The organism is Flavobacterium soli DSM 19725 (assembly GCF_000422705.1).
Lineage (GTDB): Bacteria > Bacteroidota > Bacteroidia > Flavobacteriales > Flavobacteriaceae > Flavobacterium > Flavobacterium soli.
The window spans coordinates 26,381-50,347 of record NZ_AUGO01000002.1 but is presented as its reverse complement, the minus strand read 5'-3'; the positions used below and the strand labels follow the sequence as shown (position 1 = coordinate 50,347).

General features: G+C 36.8%; 17 protein-coding genes. 14 read left to right on the top strand and 3 right to left on the bottom strand.

The window, feature by feature from the left end:
* Nucleotides 1-2: 2 nt before the first annotated feature.
* Nucleotides 3-1,097, top strand: coding sequence for a fatty acid desaturase family protein (locus tag G508_RS0103280; protein WP_026703983.1), 1,095 nt, complete (start codon nucleotides 3-5; stop codon nucleotides 1,095-1,097).
* Between the two features lie 46 nt (nucleotides 1,098-1,143).
* Nucleotides 1,144-2,328 (top strand): pyridoxal phosphate-dependent aminotransferase, encoded by a 1,185-nt coding sequence (locus G508_RS0103275; RefSeq protein WP_026703982.1) that lies wholly within the window; start codon nucleotides 1,144-1,146, stop codon nucleotides 2,326-2,328.
* Between the two features lie 292 nt (nucleotides 2,329-2,620).
* On the opposite strand, the gene G508_RS19980 is transcribed toward G508_RS0103275, so the two are convergent.
* Nucleotides 2,621-2,806 carry a hypothetical protein gene (locus G508_RS19980; protein ID WP_157485866.1) on the bottom strand — a complete coding sequence of 62 codons (186 nt, stop codon included), beginning with the start codon at nucleotides 2,804-2,806 and terminating at the stop codon, nucleotides 2,621-2,623.
* A 44-nt stretch (nucleotides 2,807-2,850) separates the two neighbouring features.
* A complete protein-coding gene (locus tag G508_RS0103265) occupies nucleotides 2,851-3,822 on the bottom strand; it encodes a carboxypeptidase-like regulatory domain-containing protein (protein WP_026703980.1) in 972 nt (323 codons plus the stop codon).
* A gap of 133 nt (nucleotides 3,823-3,955) precedes the next feature.
* Here G508_RS0103265 and purT point away from each other — a divergent pair, with 133 nt between their 5' ends.
* The 6 genes from purT (at nucleotide 3,956) to G508_RS0103235 (ending at nucleotide 9,584) form a co-directional block, all read left to right on the top strand.
* Nucleotides 3,956-5,125 carry a formate-dependent phosphoribosylglycinamide formyltransferase gene (gene purT, locus G508_RS0103260; RefSeq protein ID WP_026703979.1) on the top strand — a complete coding sequence of 390 codons (1,170 nt, stop codon included), beginning with the start codon at nucleotides 3,956-3,958 and terminating at the stop codon, nucleotides 5,123-5,125.
* A gap of 1 nt (nucleotide 5,126) precedes the next feature.
* Nucleotides 5,127-5,468, top strand: coding sequence for a DUF6370 family protein (locus tag G508_RS0103255; protein WP_026703978.1), 342 nt, complete (start codon nucleotides 5,127-5,129; stop codon nucleotides 5,466-5,468).
* A 244-nt stretch (nucleotides 5,469-5,712) separates the two neighbouring features.
* Nucleotides 5,713-6,387, top strand: coding sequence for a response regulator transcription factor (locus G508_RS0103250; RefSeq protein WP_026703977.1), 675 nt, complete (start codon nucleotides 5,713-5,715; stop codon nucleotides 6,385-6,387).
* Nucleotide 6,388: 1 nt separating this feature from the next.
* Entirely contained in the window at nucleotides 6,389-7,777 is a 1,389-nt protein-coding gene (locus G508_RS0103245) for a sensor histidine kinase (RefSeq protein WP_026703976.1), read from the top strand.
* 80 nt (nucleotides 7,778-7,857) lie between these two features.
* Nucleotides 7,858-8,583 (top strand): hypothetical protein, encoded by a 726-nt coding sequence (locus G508_RS0103240; RefSeq protein ID WP_026703975.1) that lies wholly within the window; start codon nucleotides 7,858-7,860, stop codon nucleotides 8,581-8,583.
* 50 nt (nucleotides 8,584-8,633) lie between these two features.
* The gene (locus G508_RS0103235) at nucleotides 8,634-9,584 is read left to right on the top strand and encodes a bestrophin family protein (RefSeq protein WP_026703974.1); all 951 of its coding nucleotides are present in this window, start codon (nucleotides 8,634-8,636) and stop codon (nucleotides 9,582-9,584) included.
* 49 nt (nucleotides 9,585-9,633) lie between these two features.
* Here the strand turns inward: G508_RS0103235 and G508_RS0103230 are convergent, their stop codons facing one another.
* Nucleotides 9,634-12,486 (bottom strand): helix-turn-helix and ligand-binding sensor domain-containing protein, encoded by a 2,853-nt coding sequence (locus tag G508_RS0103230; protein ID WP_245569839.1) that lies wholly within the window; start codon nucleotides 12,484-12,486, stop codon nucleotides 9,634-9,636.
* A 331-nt stretch (nucleotides 12,487-12,817) separates the two neighbouring features.
* On the opposite strand from G508_RS0103230, the gene G508_RS0103225 reads away from it, so the two are divergent.
* The 6 genes from G508_RS0103225 (at nucleotide 12,818) to G508_RS0103200 (ending at nucleotide 23,883) form a co-directional block, all read left to right on the top strand.
* The gene (locus G508_RS0103225; protein ID WP_026703972.1) at nucleotides 12,818-15,949 is read left to right on the top strand and encodes a SusC/RagA family TonB-linked outer membrane protein; all 3,132 of its coding nucleotides are present in this window, start codon (nucleotides 12,818-12,820) and stop codon (nucleotides 15,947-15,949) included.
* Between the two features lie 18 nt (nucleotides 15,950-15,967).
* Nucleotides 15,968-17,473 carry a RagB/SusD family nutrient uptake outer membrane protein gene (locus G508_RS0103220; protein WP_026703971.1) on the top strand — a complete coding sequence of 502 codons (1,506 nt, stop codon included), beginning with the start codon at nucleotides 15,968-15,970 and terminating at the stop codon, nucleotides 17,471-17,473.
* Nucleotides 17,474-17,491: 18 nt separating this feature from the next.
* On the top strand, nucleotides 17,492-18,355 hold the full coding sequence (locus G508_RS0103215) for a PKD domain-containing protein (RefSeq protein ID WP_026703970.1): 864 nt from the start codon (nucleotides 17,492-17,494) through the stop codon (nucleotides 18,353-18,355).
* A gap of 88 nt (nucleotides 18,356-18,443) precedes the next feature.
* Nucleotides 18,444-19,904: a glycoside hydrolase family 30 protein gene (locus tag G508_RS0103210; RefSeq protein ID WP_026703969.1), complete on the top strand. Its 1,461-nt coding sequence runs from the start codon at nucleotides 18,444-18,446 to the stop codon at nucleotides 19,902-19,904.
* Between the two features lie 11 nt (nucleotides 19,905-19,915).
* Nucleotides 19,916-23,191: a carbohydrate-binding protein gene (locus G508_RS19750; RefSeq protein ID WP_026703968.1), complete on the top strand. Its 3,276-nt coding sequence runs from the start codon at nucleotides 19,916-19,918 to the stop codon at nucleotides 23,189-23,191.
* Nucleotides 23,188-23,883: a hypothetical protein gene (locus G508_RS0103200; protein WP_026703967.1), complete on the top strand. Its 696-nt coding sequence runs from the start codon at nucleotides 23,188-23,190 to the stop codon at nucleotides 23,881-23,883. Before G508_RS19750 ends, G508_RS0103200 begins: the two co-directional genes overlap by 4 nt.
* The last annotated feature ends 84 nt before the right edge of the window (nucleotides 23,884-23,967 follow it).

Here is a 23,967-nt window from a genome sequence, read left to right as displayed (position 1 = left end):
ATATGAATACCACAATTCCAACCTTTTCCAAACAAGATAGCCTGAAGTTTTTCAGGACATTGAACACGCGTGTGAACAATTACTTCAAGGAAAATAATATCAAGAAAACCGGTAACTGGAAATTGCATTTGAAAGCAATTATCATGTTCGTCATTTTCTTGACGCCTTACTTTTTAATTCTAACTTTAGAAATGCCTTTCTGGGTGATGCTATTGCTTTCGATGGTAATCGGAATCGGTATGGCTGGAGTTGGAATGAACGTGATGCATGACGGAAACCATGGTTCGTTCTCCAACAGGTCTTGGCTGAATAAATTTATGGGCGGAAGCATCTATATTTTGGCAGGAAATGTTCACAACTGGCAAGTTCAGCACAACGTTTTGCACCATACTTACACCAACATTCACGGTCATGACGAAGATTTAGATGCGGGAAGAATCATCCGTTTTACCCAAGAAGCAGAATGGAGAAGGTTTCACAAATTCCAACATTACTATTCGGTTTTCCTTTATGGATTATTGACCTTCAATTGGGCCCTTACTACTGATTTCAAACAGATGAAAGCCTATTTGAAACGTAAGTTATCGTATGGAGAACCACAAAGTCCAGCTAAATTATGGACGGTCTTAGTGATTACAAAAATTATTTACGTATCGCTTTGGTTGGTCTTGCCAATGATTATCGGCATCACTTGGTGGAAAGTATTAATTGGCTTTTTCGTAATGCATTATACTGCTGGTTTGATTTTGAGTATCGTTTTCCAATTGGCACACGTTGTAGATGAAACTACAAATCCAATTCCGAATGCTGAAGGCGAAATCGAAAACACTTGGGCAATTCACCAATTATACACTACTGCTAATTTTGCTCCAAAAAACAGAATTGTAAACTGGTTTACAGGCGGATTGAACCACCAAATTGAGCACCATATTTTTCCACACATCAGCCACGTTCATTATGGCAAGATTGCAGAAATCGTGAAGGAAACTGCTAAAGAATGTAACCTTCCTTATCATGAATTCAAAACCATGAGAGGTGCTGTTATGGCTCACTTCAAACATTTGAGAGATTTGGGTCAGGAGCCTCAAATGGCATAATTATACTACAACAAACCAAAAACATCAACACACAATTTTTTTTTCAATGAACCATTTATCGGATAGAATTAACAGCTTATCAACATCACAAACCTTGGCAATGGCGGCATTGGCAAGAGAATTAAAAGCACAAGGAAAAGACATTATTAGCTTAAGTTTGGGCGAACCAGATTTCAACACGCCTGACTTTATCAAGGAAGCTGCAAAGAAAGCCATCGATGAAAACTACAGCACCTATTCGCCAGTTGACGGATATGTCGAACTAAAAGAAGCCATCTGTAGAAAATTCAAAAGAGATAATAATTTAGAGTATAAACCAGCAAACATTGTTGTTTCAACTGGTGCCAAACAATCTTTATACAACATTGCACAAGTAATGCTAAATGACGGAGACGAAGTTATTCTTCCCGCTCCTTACTGGGTTAGTTACTTTGAAATCGTAAAAATGTCGGGCGGAGTTCCTGTAGAAGTTCCTACTTCTGTAGAAAGCGATTTTAAAATCACTCCGGAACAATTAGAAGCTGCAATTACACCAAAAACAAAAATGATTTGGTACAGCTCGCCTTGCAACCCAAGCGGTTCGGTTTACAGTCGTGAGGAATTGACAGCTTTGGCGAAAGTATTGGAAAAATATCCAAATATATTTGTGGTTTCAGATGAAATCTACGAACACATCAACTTTTCGGGAACATTTTGCAGCATTGCTTCGATTCCTGGAATGTTAGAAAGAACGATTACCGTTAATGGTGTAGCAAAAGCATTTGCCATGACAGGATGGAGAATCGGATATATTGGAGCTCCAGAATTCATTGCAAAAGCGTGTACCAAAATGCAAGGACAGGTAACTAGTGGTGCCAATTCTATTGCACAAAGAGCTACCATTACTGCTGTTGATGCAGATCCAAGTGTTTTGAACGAAATGGTAGGTGCTTTCAAAAGCCGTAGAGATTTGGTTGTGGGATTAATTAAAAATATTCCAGGATTGAAACTGAATGTTCCAGAAGGTGCGTTTTATGTTTTCCCAGATGTTTCTTCTTATTTTGGAAAAACATTGAGAGGAACAGAAATCAAAAATGCTGATGATTTTTCGATGTATCTTTTGGCAGAAGCCAATGTAGCAACTGTAACAGGAGATGCTTTTGGAAACCCTAACTGCATTCGTTTTTCATACGCTACAAGCGAAGAAGTATTAACGGAAGCTTTGAAGAGAATTAAAGAAGCTTTGGTTTAATATATAAAATGCCTCAAGGAAACTTGGGGCATTTTAATTTACTATATAGTATGAAAGTGTCAAACGAGAATATTAGAGGTTTATATGCCTTACTTGTTGGTTTCCCATTCAGCTGTATTCTTTCTTATTTGATTTTTAAACCTACCAATGTTATCGAATTATTTTTAGAAATTGCTGATTTTGGAGTTCAAGGATCTTCCTTGTTTTGGGGAATTATCTATCCAGTTTTATATCTAATCATATTGTTTACAACAGGTAAAAATATAAACCATTCAGAAAACAATACATTCTTTCAAAAAGTATCTAAATTTTCATTTTCGGCAACTTTAAAAGTTATCGCTATCTTTATTTTTCTTTTTTTAGGAGATAAGATTTGCAATGGCATTTCAACTACCGTAATTCCTTTAATATCAGTATTTCTTTTCTCTCTAATCATGCTGTTATTCATTATTTTGACATCAGCAATTATAAACTTCATAATAGGTTTTTTAACTGTAAAGTTTATTCAGAAGAAATAAAAAACTAATACCCCGAAAAAGTATATCCAATCCCAACATTCAAAAATGGATATTCTTTCTCATTTTTATACACCATCGGTCTTGTGATTCGTTCCCATTTTGTAATATCGCTGAATACATTTCTAAAATAGGTCAGTTGACCTTTTGGAGCTTCAACCAAGGCATAATTTGGAAGGATAATCTTGAGGATTTTCTTTTTTCTATCAGGTAATTCACGAATAGCATACGGCATTTCGGGCACATAGATTCCTTGCTTATTGGTTTTCCCGATGATAGTCATGGCGACAAACAAACCTTCTTCGGGAATTTCAATTTCTTCTTCAAAATCTATCGTGATTTGTCCCGATACTTTGCCTGAATGAATGATGACTTTCTTTTCATACTCATTTAATTTCGCATCGGGTAAGTTATTGGCACTACTCAAAAATTCAACTTTAACCATCGTTCCATAGGGATTGATCTCAAATGAATCTTCTGCCATTCCTTGATGAATATCTTGCACAATTAGCGGAATCGTAATGGATTTCAGAATTCCGTCTTCTTTTGAACTCGGAATATAAAAAGCATATTGTTGCCCTATTGAAGACCAATACATCTTATTGATATTGTCATGCAATTGAGGTTTTACAGTAAAATCTTTTCGTGTTTTTTTATTCTTTTTCGAAGCTACCACTTTCACCTCGCTTAATGCATTGGCTTCAGGCTTCAAGAAAATAATAGTATTTTTTAATTGACTAATCGAAACCGTCTTGGATGCATATCCTACATACGTAATCTTGATTTTTTCAGCAGCATCCTGTCCAATTGTTACTTGTCCGTTATCGTCTGTAAACATCCCGAAACCATTAAGCAAACTCACACTTGCAAAAGGAAGTGCTTCATTGGTTATAGAATCCTTGACCGTCAGAACGCGTTGTTGAGCATTGCCAAAGAAAGAAAAGAAAAATAAAAAGAAGAAGAGTAATTTATGCTGCATTCAAGATGATTTAAAAATTAAAGTGACAACCCTTTACCATAACTTAAAAATCTTTTCAATAGTATACAACTCCAAACATTTCTTGCCCAAAAGTTTTAAACTTGTTACCTTTAAAGCTTCTAACAACACAACAATGCAAAAGAAAATACTACTACTAGGTTCTGGAGAACTCGGAAAAGAATTCGTTATTGCTGCACAACGAATTGGACAAACTGTTATCGCAGTCGACAGTTATGAAAATGCTCCAGCCATGCAAGTGGCTCACGGTTTTGAAATCATCAATATGCTCGACGGCGATGCTTTGGATGCAATCGTTGCCAAGCACCAACCCGATTTTATAGTTCCTGAGATTGAGGCGATTCGGACAGAACGTTTCTATGATTATGAAAAACAAGGAATCACAGTGGTTCCATCTGCGAAAGCGGCAAATTTCACCATGAATAGAAAAGCTATTCGCGATTTGGCTGCAAAAGAATTAGGACTGAAAACTGCCAATTACCGCTATGCCACTTCAGCAGAAGAACTTAATAAAGCGGTTCTGGAAGTTGGAATTCCATGTGTGGTAAAACCGCTAATGTCGTCTTCTGGAAAAGGACAATCAACAATCAAATCGGAAGAAGATATTGAGAAAGCATGGAACTATGCTGTTGAAGGTTCGCGTGGTGATGTGGTGGAAGTAATAGTGGAAGCTTTCGTAAAATTCAATTCAGAAATCACGCTTTTAACGGTTACCCAAAATAATAATCCGACGCTTTTTTGTGCTCCAATCGGGCACAGACAAGAACGTGGCGATTATCAAGAAAGTTGGCAGCCGGCTCGAATTTCCGACAAGGATTTATTTGAAGCACAAGATATGGCCGAAAAAGTGACCGAAGCTCTTGGCGGTGCAGGTCTTTTTGGTGTGGAATTTTTCTTGGCAGATGATGGGGTTTATTTCTCCGAATTATCTCCAAGACCACACGATACTGGAATGGTGACTTTGGCAGGAACACAAAACTTCAACGAATTTGAATTGCATCTTCGTGCGATTTTAAGCCTTCCAATTTTTGAAATCAAATTGGAGAAACATGGAGCTAGTGCGGTAATTTTGGCTTCCGAAAATTCATCGAATCCAGGCTTTGAAGGATTGGAAAAAATTGCAGGACTGGCCAAAACCGATTTCCGTATATTTGGAAAACCAACTTCAAGACCTTATAGAAGAATGGGAGTTGCTTTGGCAAATGATACTTTGGAAACACCCATCGAAGAAATTGTAGAACGAGCGAAAGATGCTTCGAAATTAGTAACTGTAACCTATAAATAATATGAAAAACATATTTACAATCGCATGCTTTCTGTTTGCTTTCGGAGTAAATGCACAAGAAAAAAAGATTACAAAACCTCAAGTTGTAGAAGCTTCTTGTGGACAATGCAACTTTGGGATGAAGGATAAAAAAGGGTGTGACTTGGCGGTAAAGATTGATGGAAAACCTTATTTTGTTGATGGAACGAAGCTGGACGACCACGGGGATGCCCATGCCGAAGATGGTTTTTGTTCCAAAATCCGTCAAGCGGAAGTTACAGGAGAGGTAAAAGATAATCGCTTTTTGGCAAGTTCGTTTACATTATTGCCTGAGAAAAAAGTAAAAAAAGCAAAGAAAAAATAAGTTCTGCAATTTTAAGAAAAAGAAAGCGTCTAGAAATAGATGCTTTTTTTGTTTAACGAAAAAAAGAAATTCAGTCTTCTTTCAGATATCAATAAATTTAGAATAGAATAATTTCGATATTACACCAAACAAGCCTAGAGCTATACGAATTCTTCAAAAATCACCATGCTAGTTAGTGGTTTTACATAAATTTAAGAATTCAATTAGTATTTTTGTATTCCTCTTTACCCTTAAAATTATTCCTATGAAGTTACTCGTTGTGGAAGATGAGCCCAATTTATTGTCGGTTATCCGAAAAGGACTTTCTGAAAACAACAACGATGTGAGTGTTGCTATGGATGGCAGGACTGCTTTGGAAATGATTCAAAATCACACTTTCGATGTGGTTGTTCTAGACATCATGCTACCAGAAATCAATGGAATTGAAATTTGCCGAAGACTTAGGGCATCAAAAAATTTCGTCCCAATTTTACTTCTAACGGCTTTAGGAACAACTGAAAATGTGGTAACAGGATTGAATGCTGGTGCAGATGATTATTTAGCAAAACCCTTTAAATTCTCGGAACTCGAAGCTAGAATTAGTGCTTTAGCACGTCGTGCCAATCAAGATAACAAGCCAAACGACATCATCACGATTGACGATTTGGAAATTGACGGACGGTCGAAATCCGTGAAACGCGAAGGCGACATTATCACTTTGACAGCCAAGGAATTCAAGCTATTGTATTATCTCGCTAAAAATTCGGGTACCATTCTATCAAGGGAAAAAATTCTTGACAATGTTTGGGACATTAATTTTGACATGAATACTAATGTTGTAGATGTATATATTAATTATTTGAGAAAAAAAATCGACAAGCCCTATCAAAGCAATCTTATCCAGACCATCAAAGGTTTGGGATATGTCATAAAATCATAGTATGCAAATTCGGAAAAAAATTACGGTAACCTATATCGCACTTTCCTGTTTCAGCACCTTGCTGTTGAGCATCGTCGTTTTCTTTTTATTCAAACAAAATAACCAATATTATTTTCTAAAAAGACTTCATGATCGTGCTAAAATCGCAGCATCGATTCATTATCAGAACGATCCTGTAAAGGCAAAATATTTTCAGGACTTCAAAAAAGAAGGGCTTGAGGAATTGATTGAAGAAAAAAATTATGTGCTGAAAATAAACGGAGAAAACAGTTTCGAATATAATACGGAGTTGCACCTTGAACCCGAATTCTACAAGGAAGTGATGAAAAATGGTTCGGGTTGGACCGAGGAAAATCACATCTACCATTATGGTCAGGTTTTTAACGAATCGGGTCAGAAATATATGGTAATTGTAAGTGCAAAAGACCGTCGGGGAAACACCAGTGCGATTTATATCATCCAAATTATGCTTTTTGGAGGAATTGCTTTTGTGGTGATGGCCTACTTTTTTGGAAGGTTTTTAGCCAAAAGATTCATCAATCCTGTTTCTCGAATCACCAAAGAAGTAAAGCGAATCAGTGCCTCAAATCTCCACAACCGACTTCCTGATGTTGACAATTCGGATGAAATTTCGGACCTTACCAAAACCTTCAACGACATGTTGGATCGATTGGAAACTTCCTTCGAAATTCAGGCCAACTTTATCAACAACGCCTCTCATGAACTCAAAACTCCTATAACAACTATCATTGCCGAAAGCGAAATCATGCTGCTAAAGGAACGTGAAACAGCAGATTATATCCAATCGCTCGAAAACATCCACAAGCAAGCTTCCAAACTTGGCAACCTAACCGAAGGTTTGCTCAAGCTTACCCAAACGGGTTATGACGGTAACAAGCAAGTGCTCGATATTGCGAGAATTGACCAATTGCTGATGGACGTGAAAGTTGATGTCGATAAAATTTATCCCAACAACCGTGTGAATATAAAATTGGGCAATCTTCCAGACGACGAATATTTGTTGACCATTCCTTGCAATAAACCTTTATTGGAACTTGCCTTGAACAATATCATTTCCAATGGTGTAAAATATTCTGACAATGATGAAGTCTTCGTATCGTTATTGGCAGAAAAAAATTTCATAAGAATTACGATCACTGATATTGGAATCGGAATTCCGCCTGAGGATATTCCGCATTTGTATGAACCTTTCTTCCGCGGAAAAATTGCTTCAAAGTATACCGGTTATGGTTTAGGACTTCCATTGGCAATGAAAATCATCCGAATGCATAATGGCGAAATCCAAGTGCAATCAGAGACAGGAAAAGGAACGGTGGTGAATATTATCTTCGATAAATCCAACATTAAAAATTCTAATGTAAAATCTTAGGGAATTCTAATTTTAAATTAAGGTTGCTCTAAAGTTGCAGTGGTTACTTTGTATGTATAAAAAAATAAAAAGCTATACATATGAAAAATTTACTGATCCCTACGACACTTGAAGCAGATACTGTCAATGCTGTAAAAACTGCAATCCGACAATTTAAAGACGAAAATTGCACGATCATGCTAATGATTGTAGCAGAAGTTCCTGATACTGAATCGCCCTCTTTTTTTCTAAGAAGCATCAAAAGCGAAATGACGGTTTCCCAAAAAAATGTCTTGAATGACATTCGTCAAATCGTGAACGAAACCGAAAATTGCACTCTCAAGGTTCACCATCAATATGGGATTTCTTCTCCCTTGATTAAAAATCTGATTGAGTACCACAACATTTGCCTTACAATAGTTACTCCTTCTTATAAGGCTTCCGCCAAAAGAATACAGCAACAATGCCTTCAACTTTTATGCAATTGCAAATCACCAATCCTTCATTTGACGGAAAATTGTGAAGAACAAGATTTATCAAAAGCATTATATATCGAGACCATAAAATCGAGATTTCAAGCAGAAGACGTACAGCAATTGATCCAAAACGACTTTGATTGCAAGATTGTAAGCCAGGCAAAAATGCTCGAAAGTCAAGTGCCTGAAGATATGACCTCTATCCTTTCTGAAGCCATTTCTAAAAACAAAATCAATTTACTGATTGAAACTAGAAAACCTGAGAAAATTTCGTTCAAGAAAAAAAACAAAATTGCTGTAAACGAACTACTTGGACTTCCTGTTCTTTCGGTTTACGAAGAACTTGTATAAAAACGACACGCTAAACGATGTGATCGTTATTCATCTTAAAAAAATAATTTATGCTACTAAATAAGAAAATCCCAATGAAATATGTCTTGGGAAAGATAAAATTCGAGCTGATATTGGTGATCTTTTATGTGATTGCCTTCGAAGTCGCTCACTCTTTTTTTGAAGCAAATGCATTGAATATTCCAATCGCAATTCCAACGATTATTGGAACGATTATTTCCTTGCTATTAGCCTTCAAATCCAACCAAGCTTATGATAGATGGTGGGAAGCCCGAATCATTTGGGGTGCTATCGTCAATGATTCTAGAACCTTGGTCCGACAAGTTATGACCTTCTATAAAGATCCTGATTTCTCTGTAGAAGCCAGTGATTTCAAGAAAAAATTTGCCAATCGACAGGCGGCTTGGTGCTATAGTTTAGGACAAGCTCTTCGTGGTAAAGACCCCATCAAACCTATAAAAAATTTGCTTTCGCAAGAAGAATTGCGATTTGTAAAAAAGCACAAGCACGTTCCGAATGCCTTACTGATTTTGCATTCAAAAGACTTGAAACTTGCCAGTCAAAAGGGATATCTTAATGTGTATCAGCAAGTAGAAATCGACAACACATTAACGCGCTTATGTGACTCTATGGGTAAATGTGAACGGATCAAAAACACAATTTTCCCAACTACCTATAGCATGTATATCCGTTTCACGCTGTGTTTGTTTTTGATCTTGTTGCCTTTCGGATTAAACGATTTGATAGGATGGTTGCAAATCCCGTTAGTAACAACAATTGGAGCCGCTTTTTTCTTGATCGAAAAAATGGCAATTCATCTTCAAGATCCATTTGAAAGTCGTCCAACTGATACTCCGGTTACTGCGATTTCAAACAATATCGAGAAAAATTTGATGCAGATGGTCAACGAATACCGTGATGAATTTGAGGAAGACAAAATTGAGGCACTTCCAAATGAACATCATATTGCACCTCTGAAAAACACCTATTTTGTTTTATAACAGCCTTTTATAATATAAAAAAGCGTCTAATTGTAGACGCTTTTTTATATTATATACTCATCAAGAACCCTATCAGATTTTCTTTTTTATTGAGCCCAAGTTTTTTTCGTAATCTGTAACGGGCCAGTTCTACTCCACCACTCGATATGTTCATGATCTCTGCAATTTCCTTGGTCGACATATTCATCAAAAGATAGGTCGAAAGATCGAGCTCACGAGGTGAAATCGTGGGATATTTTTCTTTTAATCGTTTCAGGAAATCAAAATGAACATTCTTGATGTGCTTCTCTAAATCCTTCCAACTTTTATCAGCATTCACTTCCTTGACGATACTTTTGTTGAGTTTGCCAAATTGAAACTTCACCGAATCATCAAGGTTTTCTACATCAATGTCTTTCAGTTTATGAATAATACCATTCAAAATTTTATTCTTTTTCACTACCTGAAGCGAATTGTTGACTAACTCTTTGTCTTTCGCCAAAATTTTAATCTTCAGCTTATCGTTTTTGAGTCGCTCTATTTCTTTCTCCAGTTCAAATTGTTCCTGCCTAATTTTAGCTTCTTTTTCCAAATAAAGCCTTCGCTGTTCGACCGTTTCATAATATTTATTTTTTCGGATTTTCATCTTAATGCGATATCGAATGACGTAAACAATTCCAACGGCAGCCATCAGATAAAAAATATAAGCTAAAAAATGCCTGTAAAAGGGAGGTGAAACTGTAAATGCAACCTCATCTGTTTCTGAAACAATCCCGTAACTGTTTCGAACTCTCACTTTCATTATATAATCGTCTTCTTGTAAATTGGTATATTCTTTCATCGAAACACTGCTCCAATTGCTCCATTTTTCGTCAAAACCTTCAAGCTTATAGGAAAATTCTACATTTTCAAGATTTTCATAAGTGGGCGACGAAAAAGTAAATTTCACATTATTGGACTTGTATTTAAGTGTGTAGGGACTTTTACTTTTAGGAATGTTACCAACAATCAAAGTGTCATCTGGAAAAGTGAAACTCTTGATAAACACTTTTGGTTTGGAAGAAAAGTTAGTGCTAAGTTCCGGATCATAATGTGCCAATCCATCCGTCATTCCAATAAAAATATTTTGTGGATCGATTGTATTAATAGACAGATAATTAAATAAAATATTTCCCGTTAGATTAGAAAAAGGTGCCAAAATATTCCTGTAACCCGATTCGTTATCTTTTTTCAGCACGCCTATCGATTCATCATAAACATACCAAATGTTTCCGATCTTATCCTGAAAAGACGAACGAATAATAGGCAAATCTTTGAATAAAATACTAATTTGCTTGTCCTCAAAAAATAAATCCCTTTCGGCAGAATACCTATAAAAATGATTGTTGTTCTGAAAATATACCCTGTTGTTAATCAACTGAATGCTGGAAATACCTTTTTCAGTTGGCGACAAATTGTTGTAGGTTTTAATCGATTTAAACTTTTTAAAATCAGTACTGAGTTTCATCTGATATAAGAGTTCATCTTTTTTGAGCCAAACATTGTTGTTTTCTATCTCATAAGTATTTGCAGATTTGGTCATTCCTTCAATTTGATTTCGAAGACTCCAAACGCTACCTATTTTTTGAAAAATCGAAAAACCGCTGTAGTGACAACCCAGTAAAAGATTAGGCTGATTAGGGATATTTTTCAAACCCCAGTAGCCATTCGAATCCAAAGTGCGAATCACTTTATTGCCAGAAACCTGAAGCAATCCTCTATTATGTCCACAAAATAATTGTCCGTCTATTACCTGAATGTTCCAAGCTTGTCCCGTAGTTCCTTCTACTAATTCAAAAGAATCTTCCTTGAAGGTTTTATCCCATGAATGGTAAAAAAGCCCTTGATTTGTCGCGACATAAAGCGTATTTTGATAAACAACCGAAGCATAAACCGTACTGATTCCATAGCTGAATCCGAAATAAGTAAAAGGTGAACTTTCGTTTATAAAGGTAATTCCGTTATCGAGTCCCAACCACAAGTTATTCTTGCTATCAATAAAAGAGGCCAAGACAGTGTTGTTTTGCATTCCTTTTTTTCGGTTAATATGTTGCACAATTCTTCCGTTGAAATCGGTTATCAAAATTCCATCTAGCACTGAATTAAAAGCTAAAAACCTATTCTGAATCACAACTCCTCCCAAACAGCTGTTTTGTTGCAAGAAAGAATTGGCTTCGGTTTGCCACTGCGTTAGTTTGTTATTTTCATATAAAAACAACCCTTTGTCTAGCGTCGTAATCAGCATCTTTGTTTTTGATAAGGCAAACATTCCCCAAACTTCTGTAGCATTCAAAGACATTGTTTCGGGTAGCGGGACCAATTTTCCGTTCACATATTCCATTAATCCGAAAGAACTGTCTTGGAAATATAATCGATCATTTACCACAAATGAAAATTGAAATTTCCCGGGAGCTTCAAGTATTTTTAAGGTTTTACCATTATAGATGTAGGCCTTCTCGAAAGCCTGAAAAACAATTTCATTTTTAAATTGATGCAATTTCCAAATAAAATCAATTTGTTGTCTATTATTTTCATTCACCAATTTAGCAACCGATTGATAAATGAATTTACCTTTTTTATTGGGTTGAAAATAGCCAAATTCATTATACCCCCCCACATAGATCTTGTTAGCATCTCCAACCTTCAACGATCGGATGGAAGAATTATTGGGAAGATGAAATTCATGCCAAGCCGAACCATCAAATTTTAGAAGACCAGAATTATTAGCAAAATATAAATTCCCATTTGCATCTTGATCGATTCCCCAGTTTTGAGTTCCACCTTTATAATCTGATCTTTTATAATTGGTAATTTCAGGCAGACCGATATTTTTTACTTGACCAAATACATCTAATTGTAACCCTACCATAAAAACGGTAAGCATAAGAAAAGTTGAAAATCTCATAATGACTAAATAATGGGGTTGTTTACTCCTCATTTACTGTTAAGTAATACTTAAAGACCAATAAATGATATGTTAATTCAATAATTCTATAAATGTAGTGTTTGTTTTTTTAAGTTAACGTTTTCGTAACATTTAAAAATAATTTTCAACTGATTAATTATCAATTAATTAAAAATTATTTGATGTGTTTTTGTTTAGTAAAAATTACTAAGTTGATGTGTTTTTGTAAGGATAATTAATTGCTGATTTAAAAAAAATAGGTATAATATTGCTTCGAATCAATAATTAACTAACCAAAATTTTCAGAATTATGAAATTTACAAAATTACTCTTTTTTTGTTTTTCGTCTATTCTATTCTCACTCAACATCTATGCTCAAGACATTATTGTGAAGGGAAATATTGTAGATGAAGTAGGCCTTCCAATGCCTGGCGTGACAGTTGCAGTGAAAGGAACTACATCCGCCACTTCCTCGGATATGGATGGAAATTATCAAATTACTGCTCCATCAAGCAGCACATTAACGTATAGCTTTATCGGCTATGCAACGGGTGAAGAAGCTGTAAATGGTAGAAGCACCATTAATTTTTCCTTAAAACCTGACACCCAAAACTTAGAAGAAGTTGTAGTGGTAGGTTATGGTACACAAAAGAAAAGTGTTGTTACAGGTGCTATTTCGAGTGTAAAGGCAAAAGATTTAGAAAATTTGCCGATTACTCGTGTTGAGTCAGCATTACAAGGCCGAGCTTCCGGGGTTACAATTGCTGCAAATTCTGGGCAACCAGGTTCAAGTGCAACAATTAGAGTTCGTGGTATTACTACTTTTGGCAACAACGAACCACTTTGGGTTATTGACGGTGTTATAGTGGATGCTGGAGGAATTGGTTTTCTTAATCAATCGGATATCGAATCGATTGAGGTCTTAAAAGATGCCGCTTCGCAAGCAATTTACGGGTCACGATCTGCAGCAGGTGTGATTTTAGTGACCACAAAAAAAGGAAAAGCAGGTAAAATTAGCGTCAATTATAACGGATTTACAGGTTTTTCATCTGTTGCCAGAAAACTTGATTTATTAAATGCGGATCAATATGCCACTTTAATAAACGAGTCTTATACCAATGGATATTCAGGTGAACCAGCTGATTTTACTCTTCCTGCTCCAAATGCTGGATCATATGGAAAAGGAACAGATTGGCAAGATCAAATTTTCAGCAAAAATGCACAAAGACAAGGCCATGAACTAAGCCTTAGTGGCGGAAATGATGTTTCAAACTTTTATTTTTCATTTGGTCTTTTAGACCAAGAAGGTATTGTAGCATCACAAATTTCTAACTTTAATAGAAAAAACGTACGTATCAATTCTACCCACAAGATTTCTAAATGGATGACTTTCGGGCAAACTTTATCCTACACTGATACAAAAACTATTGGAATTGGCAATACAAATAGTGAATTTGGAGGACCTTTGGCTTCTGCAATCAATTTGGATCCAATTACACCAGCTGTGGTAACAGATCCAGCTGTAGCCAATATGGCACCCTATTCTAACCAAGCGGGAATTTTTAGAGACGAAATGGGGAATCCTTATGGAATTTCTTCACTAGTGCTTCAAGAAATGTCAAATCCATTAGCGTATACGAGATCTCGTTTAGGAAACTACGGTTGGTCTAACGATTTAGTGGGAAATGCATATCTTGAAGTTGAGCCGTTAAAAGGTTTAAAATTCAAATCAACCTTTGGTGCTAAAGTGTCAAACTGGGGGAATTATAGTTTCACACCCGTTTCCTATTTTAACTCTTCATTTGCCGTACCAGTAAATAATATTTCTCAAGATTCAAATAGAAATTTTCTTTGGAATGTTGAAAACACATTAACCTACACGAAATTAGTTGGGAAACACAATTTTAATGCTCTTGTAGGTCAAGGTACCTATGTAGATGGTATATCTAGTGGCAATGGTGTAACATATCGAAATATTCCAGCGGATGATTATCGTAATGCAGCTTTTTTTAGCGGACATCCAAGTGAAGATATAACTGCTTACGGATATAAAAACTACAGAGGATCTGAACACAGGGTAGTTTCCTTATTTTCAAGATTGAACTATGACTATGATGAAAAATATTTATTTACAGGAATCGTTCGTAGAGATGGATCTACTAATTTTGGTTCTAACAAAAAATATGGCCTTTTCCCTTCGTTCTCTTTGGGATGGGTGGCATCAAGAGAAGATTTTTGGATAGAGAACAAGGCTATCACTCAATTGAAAGTTAGAGGTGGATTTGGAGTAACAGGAAATGATAATATTGGAGCTTTTAGATATTTATCTACTGTTTCAGGAGGACGAAATTATTCAATTGGACCAGATGGAACTGTGATTCCTGGATATAGTCCGGATGCACCCTCAAATCCAGATTTACAATGGGAAGAAACCACTCAAACCAATATTGGATTTGATGCTACACTTTTTGAAAATTTCAATCTTACTTTCGATTTATACAACAAAAAAACAACTGGTATCTTGATGGATGTAATCATTCCTGGATATATTGGAGCTACAGGAAACCCTGTAGGAAACGTAGCCGATATGGAAAACAAAGGTTTTGACATCGAATTAGGATACCGTAAAAGAATTGGTGAAGTAAACCTATCTCTAAATGCGAATGTTTCTTTCGTACAAAACGAAGTTACTTATATTGGAACTGTTGACCATTTAACAGGACCAACGGTACAATCTGGAGCATTTCCAATTACAAGATCAGAGGTTGGTGAAGCTTTTAATTCATTCTATGGCTATCAAACCGCTGGAATTTTCCAAAATCAAGATGAAGTTAATGCTTATACCAATACAGATGGAAATTTAATGCAACCAAATGCTCAACCCGGAGACTTCAGATGGAAAGACATCAATGGTGATGGTACTATTAATGATGATGATAGAACTTTCATTGGAAATCCGCTTCCTGACTATACTTTTGGTTTTACCGTAAACGTTGAATATAAAGGATTTGATGTATTGGTTTTTGCTCAAGGAGCTGCTGGAAACCAAATCTATCAAGGTTTAAGAAGATTGGATATTGGATATGCCAATTATCAAACTGAAGCTTTAGGAAGATGGGTTGGTGAAGGAACTTCAAATACATATCCAAGATTGACTTCTAATGATACGAACCGAAACTTTAGCAATCCCTCAAACTTTCATTTAGAAGATGGGGATTATATAAGAATTAAAACAATTCAATTAGGATATTCTCTTCCTACAAAACTTATAAATTCTATTGGTATTCAAAAAGTCAGACTGTATGTAACAGGCGAAAACTTATTCACTTTTACAAAATACACAGGATATGACCCAGAAATTGGGGGTGGTGTTCTTGGAATTGATAGAGGTTTCTATCCTCAAGCTAAATCGTATATGTTTGGTGTTAACATGCAATTTTAATCATAAAAAAAAAGAAATATGAAAACAATACAAAAATCAATAATTGCTATTTTGCTGGTGTTTCTAGCTGTTGGTTGTAGCGACGATTTTATAGAAGTTACTCCAAAAGGGAGTTTCTTAGAAGACAATTATTATAAAAACGAAGAAGAGGCTTATTCAGGTCTGATTTCGGTTTATGACATCATGCGAAAACAATCAGGTGGATTTGAAAACATGGTAGCCATGCTAAATGCAGGATCAGATGATTTTTATGCAGGTGGTGGTGGTGCAACAGATGGGACAGGAATACAGTCGTTCTCAAATTATACCATAACTCAGGCAACCATTCCTGGAAGTTTTTGGAATGATTTCTATCAGGGAATATTTAGAGCCAACACCTTATTGCTTAAAATTCCTAATGTTCCTATGGATGAAAACACGAAACTAAGATATACTGCAGAATGCAAAGCCTTGAGAGCTCATTACTATTTTGAACTTTTAAGAACATTTCGCAACATTCCGTTAATTACGGAACCTGTTCCTACTTCCGAAATTTATAATGTCACCCAAGCTGATCCAGCTGATGTGTATACCCAAATTGAAACTGATTTAATGGAAGCCATGGCCGATTTGCCTCCAATGGTTGCTACTGCAGAATCAGGCAGACTATCAAGAGGTGCTGCTCAAGCTTTGTTAGGAAAAGTATACTTATACCAAGGCAAGAACAGCTTGGCTGCTACAGAGTTTGCCGAAGTAAATGGAACTCCAGGGGGAACAAGCCAATACGGATATCGACTTCTAGACAATTTTGCTTCGCTTTGGGTTATCGACAACAAATTCAATACCGAATCCATTATGGAAGTTTCACATACCGCAAAAAGCAATACGGGTTGGGGAAATTGGGGTTCAGGAAGTGACGAAGGAAACAGCCTTAACACGATGCTAGGACCAAGAGGATACGTTAGAACTGAGGGTTCAACTGCACCAGATTATGCAACAGGATGGAGTTTTAATACCGTTACGGAAGAATTGTATGATGTTCTACAAACAGATCCTCGTTTTGATGCTACAATTGCTGATGTAAAAGCATTAGTTGAAGCGGGACAAGCAACTTACACTCCTGGATATAAAGATACTGGATATTTCTTGAAGAAATTTATGCCTTTAACTACTGATGTAACTCCTGGAGGAGAACCTGTTTTAAATTACAGACAAAACTCCTATATCATCCGTCTAGCAGATACTTATCTGATGGAAGCCGAAGCTTTAGGCGGTACTGGAGCAAGAGCTCAAGCTTTGCTGGATGCCGTTAGAGAAAGAGTTGGATTAGGTCCAATTCCTGTTTCGATGGAAGCTATCATGAACGAAAGACGTTTAGAACTTGCAGGCGAAGGACACCGTTGGTTTGACCTAGTAAGAACAAATAGAGCTGCTCAAGTATTAGCTACAAGAGGTTTCGTTGCTGGAAAACATGAAATTTGGCCAATACCTTTTAGAGAACTTGAAAACACACTTATCGAGCAAAATCCAAACTATGAGAATTAATCTTTATTCCTTATAACAATGAAAAAATATATCTATATAGTATTGACAACTATTTTTACGGCAACTGCCTTAACAAGTTGTCAACCCGAAGAATTTGACGCTGGAAACGGATTGGCAGATCCAAATGTTGATGCCAGTTTTGCAGTCAGTCAAGTTGATGATGCTGGAAACCGTTACGAATTACTACCAACAAAAGACGGTGTAATCAGACATCTATGGGAACTTGGAGACGGAAGTCCTGCCTATTTTTCAAATAGTGATACTGAAGCTGTATTTTTCCCAGATGCAGGGACCTACACCGTTTCGCATACAGCATTTGGAAGAGGCGGATTATCCAATACCACGATGCAAGAAATTGTGGTAGCAACTTCAGACCCTGTGGCAGGAAATCTTGTAAAAGGTGGGAAATTTGAAAATGCCGAAGACCATGCACAATGGACGGTTCTAAACATTGGAAATCCAGGAACAGCTTGGACTTTTAACTCTGGTTCTGCAACAATTACTGGTGGTGGATGGAACCAACAAGCAATCTATCAAGCAATCCAAGTTGAAGCTAACAAAGAATATTCAATCGACATGATTGTTTCGGGAGCGGGATCTGTAAACACTTGGTTTGAAGTCTATGCTTCAACAACAGCTCCAACTCCTGGTTCAGATTATTCTGCAGATGGAAGAAGAATGGGATTGAGTACTTGGGACGGATGTGCAACAGCTTCTTTCAATGGAAAATTATCCATTGTTGGTTGTGTAGGTTCTGGAAATGTGGTGAGTTTTCCACAATCAGGAACCATCTATTTACTCATCAAATGTGGTGGCGAAAATATTGGAACAACTGGAATCACAATCGACAATGTCGAATTCCGTGGAGTTCCTCAAAATTAAAAAATAGTTTGAGTTTGAGTTAGTTGAAATAGCCTGTGCTGTTGTGGGTTACAGGCTATTTTTTTTGAATATCACAAAAAAAATTACAATGAAAAAAAACAAAATAGTCGTTTTATCACTTCTTCTTTCTTTTTCTGGCTTTAGCCAAAATACCACAGTTGCTGCAAAGAAATCATTTTCTACCGATGGAAAAAAAATCACGGTTTACACCACAGCCGATAGCATCAACCTACGATTAACACAAACCGATAATTTGGTTTTTAAACCTGCCAAGCAACCTTTGGAAACCGAAATATCTGTTTTTGTAAATCCAAATAAAACGTTTCAAAGTTTTATGGGAATTGGTGGTGCCATTACGGATGCAAGTGCCGAAATATTTGCAAAACTGCCGAAAAACAAACAACAAGAATTTCTAGATGCCTATTATGATACCGAAAAAGGTATTGGATATTCACTATTGAGAACCACCATCCACAGCTCAGATTTTGCAAGCGGAAGCTACACTTACATCAAGGAAGGTGACAAGGATTTAAAAACTTTTAGCATCGATCACGATAAAAAATACCGCATCCCGCTAATAAAAGCTGCAACCAAAACTGCTGGCGGAAAACTGCCTCTTTATGCAAGTCCGTGGAGTCCTCCCGCTTTTATGAAAGACAACAATCACATGCTTAAAGGCGGAAAATTATTGCCCGAGTATTACCAATCTTGGGCAAATTATTATACAAAATTCATCAATGCCTATGAAAAAGAAGGCATGCCAATTTGGGGAATCACCATTCAAAACGAACCAATGGCGATACAAAAATGGGAATCTTGCATTTTTACTGCCGAAGACGAAAGGGATTTCTTGAAAAACTATCTAGGTCCAACAATGGCCAAAAGTGGTTATGCCGATAAAAAAATTGTGGTTTGGGACCATAACCGCGATTTGATGTTTCAACGTGCCAACACTATTTTTTCAGATCCCGAAGCTTCAAAATATGCTTGGGGAATGGGGTTTCACTGGTATGAAACTTGGGCTGGTGGTGAACCAATGTATGAAAACGTAGCAAAAGTATACGAAGCTTATCCTGATAAAAAACTACTATTTACCGAAGGTTGTGTTGAAAGTTTCGATGCTAAAAAATACCAATTCTGGGCAAACGGAGAACGATATGGAGCTTCAATGATTCATGATTTTAATAACGGAACAGTTGCCTGGACGGATTGGAACATCCTTTTGGATCAAAATGGAGGTCCAAATCACGTTGGCAATTTTTGCTTCGCTCCTATTCATGGCGACACTTCGACTGGCGAGTTGATCTACACGCCTTCTTACTATTACATCGGGCATTTTTCAAAATTTATTCGCCCAGAAGCAAAAAGAGTAAGTACCGTTGTGAGTCGTAGCCAATTGTTGAGCACTTCTTTCTTAAATACAGATGGAAAAATGGTTACCGTTGTTATGAACAAAAGCGATAAAAAAGTAACCTACAACCTTTTTATAGACATGAACAAAACCGTTGTCGAAATTCCTGCACATGGGATTCAAACTTTGGTTTATTAAAAAATAATTTTATGAAAAAAATAATTTTACTTCTACTCATAAGCTGTTCCCTATCCTCTTTCGGACAAGGATTTCTGCATCGTGATGGACAAAATATCGTAGATGGAAACGGGCAAAATGTAATCCTGAGAGGTCTTGGCCTTGGCGGATGGATGGTTCAGGAAGGATACATGCTTCAAACAGATGCTTTTGCAGGACCTCAGCATAAAATCAAGGAAAAAATCACACAGCTTATTGGCGAAAGCAATACGCAAGAATTTTATCAAGCTTATCGAGCCAACGGTATTACCAAAAGGGATATCGACTCGCTTGCTGCTTGGGGATTCAACTCGGTTCGATTGCCAATGCATTACAATTTATACACATTACCAATCGAAGACGAACCCGTTGCTGGTGAAAATACTTGGCTTGAAGAAGGTTTCGAAATGACCGACAATTTGCTGGCTTGGTGTGCTGCAAACAATTTATACCTGATTTTAGATTTGCATGCCGCTCCAGGTGGTCAAGGAAAAGATGCTAATATCTCCGATTATGACAGTACAAAACCATCACTTTGGGAAAGTGTCGACAACCGAAACAAAACGATTGCCTTGTGGAGAGAACTAGCCGAACGATATAAAGACAGTCCGTGGATTGGAGCTTATGATTTGATCAACGAGCCTAACTGGAACTTCACCGGATCTAACCAAAATGGCTGTGACGAACAAAACAACGGTCCTTTGAGAGCTTTGCAAATGGATATAACCGAAGCCATCCGCGAAGTCGACAACAACCATTTGATTTTTATCGAAGGAAATTGCTGGGGAAATAATTATAACGGAATGTTTCCGCTTTGGGATGATAATTTGGCCTTGAGCTTTCATAAATATTGGAACTACAATACTACGGCTTCGATCCAAGGTATATTGAATTTAAGGACTCAATATAACGTTCCTATTTGGTTGGGTGAAAGTGGCGAAAACTCAAATGTTTGGTTTACCGAAGCGATTTCGCTGGTCGAATCAAACAATATTGGATGGGCTTTTTGGCCAATGAAAAAAATCGAAAGTATTGCTGGAGTTACCGCCGTTACTAAAACTGCCGACTATCAAACCTTATTGAATTATTGGCAAAATGGTGGAACACAACCTACTGTAGCTTTCGCAAAAACGGCCTTGATGCAAATTGCCGAAAACTATAAGATGGAAAATGTAACGGTTAAACAAGATGTCATTGATGCCATGTTCCGCCAAGTACAATCTAGCGAAACATTGCCTTATAAAACCCATGCTTTGCCAGGAAAAGTATATGCTGTAAATTATGATTTGGGTCGAATTAATCATGCTTATTACGATACTGATTTCGTAAATTATAGAACCGATACTGGAACTTTTGCCGACTGGAACAAAGGTTGGACCATGCGAAATGACGGTGTTGATATACAAACCTGTAATGATACTGACACAAATGGCTTCCAAGTAGGATTTATCGAACCAAAAGAATGGTTACAATACACAATTGATGTTGATGAATTGACTGCCTACGATGTTGACATTCGCTATGCAAGTCCTTCCGCTGTTGCAAAATTATATCTGGCTGACGCCAATGGTCAAATTTCCGAAACCATCACACTTCCTTCAACTGGAGGTTATACAACTTGGGGGACTGCCACTCTTACTGATGTTTTATTAAACCAAGGCACTAATAAAGTCAAGATTTATTTCGAAGTGGGGAACTTCAACCTCAACTTTATCGAATTCAAAAACCCAACTCCTTCAGCTCAAGCAGCTATGAAAGTGGTTGAAGCTTCGACTTCTATCTTGGGAGAAAAAGTGAACGTTACTTTCAACAAAAATCTACAAGCTGGAATTGATTTTTCGACCAGTAATTTGCAGCTTTTTGTAAATGGAACACAACAAAATATCAGTTCAATTGCTATAAATCCTGAAAATCCAAGAGCGATTGTAGTGCAACCTGCAACTGCTATCAATGCTTCTGATGTAATCACACTTTCCTATAACGGAACCAATATTTTAGCCAATGATGCTACTGCTCAACCCATTTTTACCAATAAACCGGTGAAAAATAATGTCGGGAATATTTTAGGCATTTCAGGAAAAATTGAAGCGGAAGATTTTTATCATAATCAAGGAATGACAATAGAAACCACCTCCGATATTGGAGGTGGTTCTGCTTTAGGCTATACAGATAGTGGCGATTATTTGGATTTTTTGGTCAACATTTCCGAAGAAGGAAATTACAAAATTGAATACCGAACTTCTGGACAAAATGCAACCGGAAAAGTAAACCTGCAATTAATTGGCGAAACAACAACCACTTATCAAACCGTGACTTTGAACCCAACTGGGGCTTGGACGACTTGGGCTACTACGGTTTCAAATGCGACACTTCCTGCAGGACGCTATATGCTTCGAATAAATGTTGTCGATCCTGGTTTCAACCTCAACTGGGTTCGTTTTTCAATCATGCAACCTGATGACGACAATGATGGCGTTGCAAACGTAGATGATGATTGTCCAGATACACCAGCTGGTGATGTGGTAGATTTTAATGGCTGTACGATTTTTGCTTTAGCCTATGATAATTTCAGTGTAAAAAGCACCAGCGAAACTTGTAGAGATGCTAATAACGGAAGTATTGAAATTACAGCAAATGCCAATCATCCTTATGTGGCAACACTTTCTGGAAACGGCATCAACTTGAACAATTCTTTTACTCAAAATACGGCTTTCGCCAATTTGGCTTCGGGAACATATACCGTTTGCATCACCATTCCAACATTGACCGAAGCACAACATTGCTTTGAAATCGTGATTCAGGAACCTGCAAATTTAGCGGTAATGGCAAGAGTTTCAAACGAACGAAATAGCGCTACTTTAGATTTAAGTGGTGGGAATTTATACCGAATCAAACTCAACGATCAGCTTTTCATAACCGATGAAAACACGTTTACGCTAAACCTACAAGTTGGAGAAAATGCTGTTTCGGTAGAAACTGACAAGCCTTGTCAAGGAGTTTATCAAGAGAAATTTTTGATGGAAAATAAGATTTTTGCTTATCCAAATCCGGTGAAAGATCATTTTCTCTTCGTAAATGTTCCTGCTAAGAAAGACGAAACCGTTTTTATCCAGGTCTATTCGATGATGGGAAAATTGGTCATTAACAAACAATTTCAATTTGACGGAAGTGCTTTTTCTATCGATATGAGTTCGCTTTCTACTGGAACTTATGCTTTAAAAGTAGTTTCAAACACTTCAATGTATAATACTAAAATCATCAAGCAATGAGAATCATTTTAAAAAACATAGCCGTTACTTCTCTTCTATTGCTTCTTGGATGTGGATCATCTGAAGATAATGGAGATGCTTCTGGAGGAAATCCAAATGCGGCAGTTTTACTTTTTCCTCTTAACAATTCAGAATGTACGACTGGAACAGAAGTTTCGGCTACACAAAGCAAGGTTACTTTTGAATGGAATGCGGCTCAAAATACTGAACTCTATTATGTGTATGTAAAAAATCTCAACACCCAAACACAGTTACAATTTAATGCTGGAAACGCTACCTCAATAGACATCACTATTCTAAAAGGAACACCTTTCTCGTGGCATGTTGTAGCAAAAGGTACCAATGGAACTTTGGTTGAAAGCGAAAAATGGAAATTCTATAATGCCGGAGACGGGATTGAAAGTTATGTCCCTTTTCCTGTTGATTTGGTTGCACCAATGATGAGCAGCACCGTTCAAGATCCAGCTGTTGATTTGGAATGGTCCGGAAACGACATCGATAATGATATTGTAGATTATAAAGTATATTTTGGAACAAATCCAAATCCTACGACTCTTATTGGAACTGTAACCGAAGAACGATTAAATCAGGTAAATACAACTTCAAACACAAGCTATTATTGGAAAGTAATAACCACCGACGAAGCTGGAAATTCCTCAACTTCAACTATTTTTCAATTTAAAACTTTTTAGATAGAAATTTAGCTTCATTGTTTTTTGTGAAAAAGCTCCGCTAGAAATAGTGGAGCTGTTTTTTTTGATTTATAAACAAAAAAA

Coding starts and splice junctions, on each gene's coding strand:
- G508_RS0103280 (WP_026703983.1), top strand. CDS start 3: ATGAATACCACAATTCCAACCTTTTCCAAACAAGATAGCCTGAAGTTT.
- G508_RS0103275 (WP_026703982.1), top strand. CDS start 1,144: ATGAACCATTTATCGGATAGAATTAACAGCTTATCAACATCACAAACC.
- G508_RS19980 (WP_157485866.1), bottom strand. CDS start 2,806: ATGAAGTTTATAATTGCTGATGTCAAAATAATGAATAACAGCATGATT.
- G508_RS0103265 (WP_026703980.1), bottom strand. CDS start 3,822: ATGCAGCATAAATTACTCTTCTTCTTTTTATTTTTCTTTTCTTTCTTT.
- purT (WP_026703979.1), top strand. CDS start 3,956: ATGCAAAAGAAAATACTACTACTAGGTTCTGGAGAACTCGGAAAAGAA.
- G508_RS0103255 (WP_026703978.1), top strand. CDS start 5,127: ATGAAAAACATATTTACAATCGCATGCTTTCTGTTTGCTTTCGGAGTA.
- G508_RS0103250 (WP_026703977.1), top strand. CDS start 5,713: ATGAAGTTACTCGTTGTGGAAGATGAGCCCAATTTATTGTCGGTTATC.
- G508_RS0103245 (WP_026703976.1), top strand. CDS start 6,389: ATGCAAATTCGGAAAAAAATTACGGTAACCTATATCGCACTTTCCTGT.
- G508_RS0103240 (WP_026703975.1), top strand. CDS start 7,858: ATGAAAAATTTACTGATCCCTACGACACTTGAAGCAGATACTGTCAAT.
- G508_RS0103235 (WP_026703974.1), top strand. CDS start 8,634: ATGCTACTAAATAAGAAAATCCCAATGAAATATGTCTTGGGAAAGATA.
- G508_RS0103230 (WP_245569839.1), bottom strand. CDS start 12,486: ATGCTTACCGTTTTTATGGTAGGGTTACAATTAGATGTATTTGGTCAA.
- G508_RS0103225 (WP_026703972.1), top strand. CDS start 12,818: ATGAAATTTACAAAATTACTCTTTTTTTGTTTTTCGTCTATTCTATTC.
- G508_RS0103220 (WP_026703971.1), top strand. CDS start 15,968: ATGAAAACAATACAAAAATCAATAATTGCTATTTTGCTGGTGTTTCTA.
- G508_RS0103215 (WP_026703970.1), top strand. CDS start 17,492: ATGAAAAAATATATCTATATAGTATTGACAACTATTTTTACGGCAACT.
- G508_RS0103210 (WP_026703969.1), top strand. CDS start 18,444: ATGAAAAAAAACAAAATAGTCGTTTTATCACTTCTTCTTTCTTTTTCT.
- G508_RS19750 (WP_026703968.1), top strand. CDS start 19,916: ATGAAAAAAATAATTTTACTTCTACTCATAAGCTGTTCCCTATCCTCT.
- G508_RS0103200 (WP_026703967.1), top strand. CDS start 23,188: ATGAGAATCATTTTAAAAAACATAGCCGTTACTTCTCTTCTATTGCTT.